Origin of the sequence: Streptacidiphilus carbonis, assembly GCF_000787775.1 — a bacterium.
Taxonomy (GTDB): domain Bacteria; phylum Actinomycetota; class Actinomycetes; order Streptomycetales; family Streptomycetaceae; genus Streptacidiphilus; species Streptacidiphilus carbonis.
The window spans coordinates 1-5406 of record NZ_BBPM01000123.1 but is presented as its reverse complement, the minus strand read 5'-3'; the positions used below and the strand labels follow the sequence as shown (position 1 = coordinate 5406).

4 protein-coding genes are annotated in these 5406 nt (G+C 69.2%); 2 read left to right on the top strand and 2 right to left on the bottom strand.

Annotation, left to right across the window (positions count from 1 at the left end; all coding sequences use genetic code 11):
• Positions 1-423 precede the first annotated feature (423 nt).
• Together TR46_RS37380 and TR46_RS37375 are read left to right on the top strand one after the other, a co-directional pair.
• Positions 424-1137 carry a phosphatase PAP2 family protein gene (locus tag TR46_RS37380; RefSeq protein WP_052433467.1) on the top strand — a complete coding sequence of 238 codons (714 nt, stop codon included), beginning with the start codon at positions 424-426 and terminating at the stop codon, positions 1135-1137.
• Between the two features lie 387 nt (positions 1138-1524).
• A complete protein-coding gene (locus tag TR46_RS37375; protein ID WP_042411688.1) occupies positions 1525-1899 on the top strand; it encodes a hypothetical protein in 375 nt (124 codons plus the stop codon).
• A gap of 31 nt (positions 1900-1930) precedes the next feature.
• Here TR46_RS37375 and TR46_RS37370 read toward each other — a convergent pair whose 3' ends face one another.
• Entirely contained in the window at positions 1931-3358 is a 1428-nt protein-coding gene (locus tag TR46_RS37370) for an aspartate aminotransferase family protein (RefSeq protein WP_042411689.1), read from the bottom strand.
• Between the two features lie 4 nt (positions 3359-3362).
• Positions 3363-5309, bottom strand: coding sequence for a 1-deoxy-D-xylulose-5-phosphate synthase (gene dxs / locus TR46_RS37365; protein WP_042411686.1), 1947 nt, complete (start codon positions 5307-5309; stop codon positions 3363-3365).
• Positions 5310-5406: the final 97 nt, after the last annotated feature.

Sequence of the window (5406 nt, the reverse complement as noted above, 5' to 3'; positions counted from 1 at the left end):
CCCGCGGGCCCCCGACCGGATGATCCGGCCGGGGGCCCGCGTCATTTCCGGTGGCCGCGAAAAGAAACGCCAGACGCACACTTCTCATACAAGCCTTACCCATTGCGACCCAGCGGAAATCGCTTCTGATCACTATTCAAACAGGCTTCCTCGACATTCCCAGTGGTCTCGGACCGTTTATGCAGAACTTACGACCACACAGGTAACAGCGTTATTACGAACGGCAACCGGCTGCGGACCGCCCCGCGCGCCACCTGTAATGTCGAAGGGGTGCGCAACCAGCAGAGAGAGGCCACCCGAGCAGAGCCCCCGAGGACAACCGCCCAGCGGCAGCCGGCATCGCGGGGGAATCCGTGGGCACCACTGAGTCGCACACACAAAGCACTCTTTATCTTCACGACAGCCGTCTATCTGGCCGTCATCGTGGCGGTACTGACCACCTCGCGCCTGGTCTCCCTCGACTGGGACGTGATGCTCTACAAGCCGTACGAGCACTGGCCCCGGGCTCAGTCGTTCCTCAACTCCTACGTGGTGCTGGGCCAGCGCGGCCCCTCCGCGATCGTGGCCACCGTCTGGCTGGCGTGGCGCAGTTGGCGCTCCCGGAGCTGGCGGCCACTGCTGGTGCTGGGCGTGTCCCTGGTGCTGCTGAACATGACGGTCGGGGCGGTGAAGATCGGCATGGGCCGGCTCGGCCCGCACTACGCCCACGTCATCGACTCCAGCGCGCTCTTCCAGGGCGGCGGCATATTCCCCTCCGGGCACACCGCCAACGCGGTGGTGACCTGGGGCGTCCTCGCCTACCTCGCGGTGCGGCACCGGCGACTGGGGGCGGCCCTGGCCGGTCTGCTGGCCATCACCGTCGGACTGACCACCGTCTACCTGGGTACGCACTGGGTCACCGACGTGCTGGCGGGCTGGGCGGCCGGGGTCCTGGTGCTGCTGATCCTGCCGCTGTTCGAGCCGGTGATCGCCACCGCCGACGGACGGATGCGCGCACTGTGGGCCCGGCGCCGGAACCTGCGCGGCGACGCGGCGATACCGCCGCAGCCGGTCTGGATGTCCGCGCGCGAAACGGCGAAGGAGCCGGATCGCCGTTCGGTATCACTGTCGGCGCCGCGCACCAATTCCACCGGCTGACCCCATCACCGGATCTCCGTCGATCAGCGACTTCAAACTGTTGCCTTCGTCACTTCGGGAACGGCCGCCGATATGGCGTTCGTCACTCGGGCACCATCACCAACTCCGGCCAATTCCGCCACATCTGCTGAATATCCGTGCAGCTCGGCGGCTTTTCGGCGAGCCGGGGCGATCGCCGGATTGGGGCGTCCGCAGGTCCGGCGATCTTTATCGGGCTTTAAGTGATCACAAGAAGCCTGGCAATGATCCGATGAAGTCCACCTATCGGCTTCTCGTGATCACTTTCGACCAAGCGGCATGTGCCCCTGTCCTCGGCTCCTAGGGTCGTGGACTGCGGGGACCACCAGCGGTCCCCCCGTCCGACCCCGTTCAGGAGGATGCCCGCACATGCCGAACATGGAGACCGCGCTCAAGGAAGCCATGGCTGTCGAGGGAGCGCTGGGCGTCGCGATCGTCGACTACAGCAGCGGTTTGGCCCTCGGGACCCTCGGTGCCACCAAGGAGCTGGACCTCAACGTCGCAGCCGCCGGGAACACCGACGTCGTCCGCGCCAAGATGCGGACCATGGAGATGCTCAATCTCCACAACGAGACCATCGAGGACATTCTGATCACGCTCACCAACCAGTACCACATCATCCGGCCGCTGACCCGGCACAGCAGCAAGGGCATCTTCTTCTACCTGGCCCTCGACCGGCACCGCGCCAACCTGGCGATGGCGCGGCACCGGATGAAGCAGATCGAGGAGCACCTGGAGGTCTGAGAAGCCCCCACGTTCTGAGCGGTAGGACCGGTCAGCGGTTGGCGACGGCCTGCTTGATCAGGGTCCGGCCGAAGTCCCGCATCAGGCCGGTGCCGCTGTGGGCCTCGTCCATGATCTCGGCGAAGGCGGCGACGAAGCGGTCCACCTCGGTCTCGGTGATGGTCAGCGGCGGGATGAGCTTGATGACCTCCAGGTAGTCCCCGGACACCTGGGTGAGGATGCGGTGCCGCTGCATCAGCGGGACCACCACCATCTGCGCGAACAGCCCCTTGCGGGCCGCCTGCAGCGCCATCCACCCGGTCCGCAGCTTGAGCGACTGGGGGCGGCCGAACTCGATCCCGATCATGAGTCCGCGGCCGCGGACGTCGGCCAGCATCTCGTACTTCGGCTTGAGCTCGGCCAGCCGCTCGCGGAACAGGTCGCCGACCCGGCGGGCGTTCGCCACCACCTGCTCGTCCTCCATGACGTGCAGGGTGGCGAGCCCCGCCGTCATCGCCTGGGCGTTGGAGCCGAAGCTGGCGGAGTGCACCAGCACCCGGTCCATCGAGGAGTAGACCTTCTCGAAGATCCACTTCTTGCCCAGGGTGGCGCCCACCGGCACATAGCCCCCGGACAGCGCCTTGGCCACGCACACCAGGTCCGGCTCCACCCCGGCCTCGTGCTGGTAGGCGAAGAACTCGCCGGTGCGGCCGATCCCGGTCTGCACCTCGTCGGCGATCAGCAGCGCCTTGTGACGGTGCAGCAGGTCCTGGGCCGCCTTGAGGTAGCCGGGCGGCGTGGGGTGCACGCCCTTGCCCTGGATCGGCTCCACGATCAGGGCCGCGACATCGCCCTTCTTCAGCTCGCGCTCCAGCGCGGCGAGGTCGCCCAGCTCCAGCGCGGTGTCCGGCAGCAGCGGGGCGAAGCCCTTGCGGAACCCCTCCTCGCCGTTGACCGAGAGCGAGCCGGTGGTCAGCCCGTGGAAGGCGTGGTCGGCGTAGAGGATCCGACGCCTGCCGGTGGCGTAGCGGGCGAACTTCAGCGCGGTCTCCACCGCCTCCGTGCCGCTGTTGCCGAAGAAGACCCGGTCCAGGTGCGGGGCGTAGGACAGCAGCTTCTCGGCGAGCAGGCCGGGCAGCGGCTGGCAGTCGAAGCGGGTGAGGTCGGCCAGCTCCAGGTCCATCACCTGGTGCAGCGCCTGACGGACCACCGGGTGGTGCCGGCCCAGGGCGAAGATGCCGAAGCCGGCCAGCATGTCCAGGTAGTCGTTGCCCTCGGCGTCGTAGAAGTAGGCACCCTGGGCCCGCTCGTACACTTTGTCGAAGCCGATGGTGTGCAGCATCCGCGGCAGCTGGTGGTTCAGGTACTCGCTGTGCAGCTGGTAGCGCTCGGCCCCGCGCTCCGCCAGCAGGGCGGCGACGTCGAAGGGGCGGCCCTCGGAGGCCGGCGCCGCGCCCTGCTCCGCTGCCTTGGGTGTCACGATGTCAGATGCCACGCTGGGCTTCCAATCCGGTCGGTACGGCTTCTTGCTGCCGGCGCCGCCCCAGCCCGATCGCCTTGGCGAAGCCGGCCGTCTGCGCGGCGACGCCGGGCCCGGTGAGGCCGAGTCGGTCCAGGATCTCACTGCGTGAGGCGTGCGCCAGGAACTCCTGGGTGATGCCCAGCTCGCGGGTCGGGATGTCCAGCTCGGCGTCCCGCAGCGCCATCGCCACCGCGGAGCCCACACCGCCGACGCGGCCGTTGTCCTCCACGGTGACCACCAGCCGGTGCCGGGCCGCCAGCTCGGTCAGCGCCGGGTCGACCGGCTTCACCCAGCGCGGGTCGACCACGGTCGCGGTCAGCCCGTCGGCGGTGAGCAGCGCGGCCGCGTCCAGGCAGGCCGGGGCCATCGTGCCGACGGCGACGATCAGCACGTCCGGCGCGGTGCCGGGCTCGGCGGTGCGCATCAGCACGTCGACTCCGCCGATCCGCTCGATCGCCGGGATCGGCGGGCCGACCTCGGCCTTGGGGAAGCGGACCACGGTCGGGGCGTCGTCCACGTCCAACGCCTCCCGCAGCTCGGCGCGGAGCTGGTCGGCGTCGCGCGGCGCGGCGATCCGCAGGCCGGGGACGACCTGCAGGATGGACATGTCCCACATGCCGTTGTGGCTGGCGCCGTCGGTGCCGGTGACCCCGGCCCGGTCCAGCACGAAGGTGACCCCGCACTTGTGCAGCGCGACGTCCATCAGGACCTGGTCGAAGGCCCGGTTGAGGAAGGTGGCGTAGACCGCGACCACCGGGTGCAGCCCGCCGGTGGCCAGCCCCGCCGCACTCACCGCCGCGTGCTGCTCGGCGATGCCGACGTCGTAGATCCGGTCCGGGAACTCCTTCGCGAACCTGCCCAGGCCGACCGGCTGCAGCATGGCCGCGGTGATCGCGACGACGTCCCGCCGCTCCTTGCCGATCTCCACCAGCTCGCCGCCGAACACCGAGGTCCAGGAGATCCCGCTGGACGGGCGCAGCGGCTCGCAGGTGATCGGGTCGATGGCGCCGACCTGGTGGAAGTGGTCGGCCTCGTCCAGCTCGGCCGGGCGGTAGCCGCGGCCCTTCTCGGTGAGGCAGTGCACGATGACCGGCCCGCCGAAGCCCTTGGCGCGCTTCAGCGCGGACTCCAGCGCCTGCGGGTCGTGGCCGTCGATCGGACCGATGTACTTGAGGCCCAGGTCCTCGAACATGCCCTGCGGGGCGACCGCGTCCTTGAAGCCCTTCTTGGCCCCGTGCAGCGCCTCGTAGATCGGCGCGCCGACGCCGGGGGTGCGCTGCAGCGCCTCCTTGCCCCAGGACAGGAAGCGCTCGTAGCCCTGGGTGGTGCGCAGCGTGGCCAGGTGGTTGGCCATACCGCCGATGGTCGGCGCGTAGGAGCGCTCGTTGTCGTTGACCACGATGACCAGGGGCCGGTTCCTGGCCTCGGCGATGTTGTTCAGCGCCTCCCAGGCCATCCCGCCGGTCAGCGCTCCGTCGCCGATCACCGCGACCACGCTGCGCTCGTCGTGGCCCTGCAGCTCGTTGGCCTTGGCCAGGCCGTCGGCGTAGCCGAGCACGGTGGAGGCGTGCGAGTTCTCGATCACGTCGTGCTCGGACTCGGCCCGGGACGGGTAGCCGGACAGGCCGCCGTCGGCCTTGAGCCTGCTGAAGTCCTGACGGCCGGTGAGCAGCTTGTGGACGTAGCTCTGGTGCCCGGTGTCGAAGAGGATCCGGTCCCTCGGGGAGTCGAATACCCGGTGCAGCGCGATGGTCAGCTCCACCACGCCCAGGTTCGGTCCGAGGTGTCCGCCCGTTCGGGTGACGGCCTCGATCAGGAAGTCGCGGATCTCCTCGGCGAGGTGTGGCAGCTCGTCGGCGGGAAGCAGCCGCAGATCGGCGGGGCTCTGAATGGACTCCAGCAACGACATGGGATCACCTTCGTTCAGCAGGCGGGCAGTTTGGCCGGTTCGGCTGGGGGCTGCGGTCAGCTGACGGCTACGGTCGGCTCACCGGACGCAACGCCTG

Excerpts from the sequence above, each read along its gene's own strand:
- dxs (WP_042411686.1), bottom strand. The coding sequence starts at position 5,309 with ATGTCGTTGCTGGAGTCCATTCAGAGCCCCGCCGATCTGCGGCTGCTT.
- TR46_RS37375 (WP_042411688.1), top strand. The coding sequence starts at position 1,525 with ATGCCGAACATGGAGACCGCGCTCAAGGAAGCCATGGCTGTCGAGGGA.